This is a genomic window from Bacillus sp. 05T31, from assembly GCF_056396725.1.
This window is the reverse complement of sequence record NZ_JBFTMA010000756.1, coordinates 1-2,062: the sequence shown is the minus strand read 5'-3', so window position 1 is coordinate 2,062 and position 2,062 is coordinate 1. Positions and strand designations below refer to the sequence as shown.

Sequence of the window (2,062 nt, the reverse complement as noted above, 5' to 3'; positions counted from 1 at the left end):
GGTTTAACATTACTAGTTGGCATTACGCATGAAGATACAGAAAAAGATGCAACTTATATCGCAGAAAAAATTGCAAACCTACGTATTTTTGAAGATGAGAGCGGAAAGATGAACCACTCTGTACTTGATATGAAGGGACAAGTTCTATCTATTTCGCAATTTACATTATACGGAGATTGCCGCAAGGGAAGACGTCCAAACTTTATGGATGCTGCGAAACCTGAGTATGCAGAACATTTATATGATTTCTTTAATGAAGAAGTTCGTAAACAAGGACTGCATGTGGAGACAGGACAGTTCGGAGCAATGATGGACGTTTCTTTAATCAATGATGGTCCGGTGACCTTAATTGTAGAAAGTAAATAGTGTTGCCGGGGAAGAGAGGATTATAGGTCCTCTCTTTTTTCATACATTGTGGTATGTTTTGTTTAGTTACAATAGGATTTAATTTGAAGAGGAATAAAAGGAAAAGAAGGTGTAGCATGCTTCAAGAATTCAATATAGCTTTACGTTTTATGCTGGAGTTATGCATTCTTGGGATTGTTGGATACTGGGGGTTCCGAATAGGAGAAATACCTGTTGTAAAAATTACACTGGCTATTAGTCTTCCGATTGTTGTTGCTGTCATATGGGGGTTATTTGGAGCTCAACACGCAGAGTGGGAAGTGCGTGGTATATTGCATGTATTGTTAGAAATTATCGTGTTTGGAGTAGGGGTTGCAGCGTTGTATCATTTGAAGCACCCTTTACTTGCGAGTGGATTGGCTACCGTTATTATTGTTAATGGCATTCTTATGTTTATTTGGAATCAATAACTGTTTCGGCTATGTATAACTATCTCATCAATATGGAACAATAAAAAGTAAAACAACCATATTGAATGTGAGGGATATACGTATGCGTATGAATGAAAAAGGGCATTCTGTTACAAATGGTGCAAATCAACTGTTTAACGTAAATTTACATGATTTTATTTCAAAAGAACAAAACAATACTTCAATGGAGCTTGCTTCTGAGTTTGGAATTTCACTACAAGATGTAAAGCGCCTAAAGAAGCAAATTGAGCGCTCTTAGAGCACTTGACAATCCTACTCAACAAACGTATAGTAATTTTATATTTACATATGAATATAGCCGTTGATAGAGGAGAGTAAATGAGATACACATGGAAAGAGAAGAAATGTCCTAGGCTGAAAACATTTCTACATGATGACTGATTGAATGACACTCTGTAGGTTTCAACTTGAAAGGCTTATACGCTTAGTAGAGATGAACGCAAATTTAAGCGTTATTAAAAAAGTGGAAGCATACGTGCTTCAATTAGGGTGGCACCACGGGTATAATACTCTCGTCCCTACTGTTCAAACAGTAGAGGCGGGAGTTTTTTTATTTTTATTAAGATTAAAACAATTTGAGGAGGAACTGAATATGTCTATTCAAATCCCACGCGGAACGCAAGATATTCTTCCAGGTAGTGTTGAGTTATGGCAGTATATCGAAGGGCAAGCGCGCGACATTTGCCGTCGTTACAATTATAAAGAAATTCGTACACCAATTTTTGAGCATACAGAGCTATTTTTACGTGGTGTTGGTGATACGACAGATATCGTACAAAAAGAAATGTATTCATTCCAAGACCGTGGAGAGCGTAGTTTAACATTACGTCCAGAAGGTACTGCACCTGTTGTACGTTCTTACGTTGAAAACAAAATGTTCGGTGATGCAACACAACCAACAAAATTATACTATATCGGCCAAATGTTCCGTTATGAAAGACCACAAGCAGGTCGCTATCGTCAATTCGTACAATTCGGTATTGAAGCAATTGGTAGTAACGATCCAGCAATTGATGCAGAAGTAATTGCACTTGCTGTAGAGTTTTACCGCGGTATGGGCTTRAAAAATATTAAAGTTGTATTAAATAGCTTAGGTGATGCAGCGAGTCGTCAAGCACACCGTGATGCGTTAATTGCTCACTTTGAGCCGCGCATYGGAGAATTCTGTTCTGATTGCCAATCTCGCTTAGAAAAAAACCCTCTTCGTATTTTAGACTGTAAGAAGG

At 37.9% G+C, this 2,062-nt stretch carries 4 protein-coding genes and 1 other annotated feature; all 4 genes read left to right on the top strand.

Annotation, left to right across the window (positions count from 1 at the left end; all coding sequences use genetic code 11):
* Positions 1-366, top strand: a 366-nt coding sequence (locus tag AC1DJR_RS27845) for a D-tyrosyl-tRNA(Tyr) deacylase (RefSeq protein WP_477004030.1), incomplete at its 5' end; no start/stop codon positions are given.
* 116 nt (positions 367-482) lie between these two features.
* Positions 483-815 (top strand): YrdB family protein, encoded by a 333-nt coding sequence (locus tag AC1DJR_RS27840; protein WP_215576560.1) that lies wholly within the window; start codon positions 483-485, stop codon positions 813-815.
* Between the two features lie 82 nt (positions 816-897).
* A complete protein-coding gene (locus tag AC1DJR_RS27835) occupies positions 898-1,074 on the top strand; it encodes a hypothetical protein (protein ID WP_002015300.1) in 177 nt (58 codons plus the stop codon).
* A 54-nt stretch (positions 1,075-1,128) separates the two neighbouring features.
* Positions 1,129-1,359, top strand: a binding site (T-box leader).
* 69 nt (positions 1,360-1,428) lie between these two features.
* A partial coding sequence (locus AC1DJR_RS27830) for a histidine--tRNA ligase (protein WP_477004029.1) occupies positions 1,429-2,062 on the top strand: 634 nt, incomplete at its 3' end.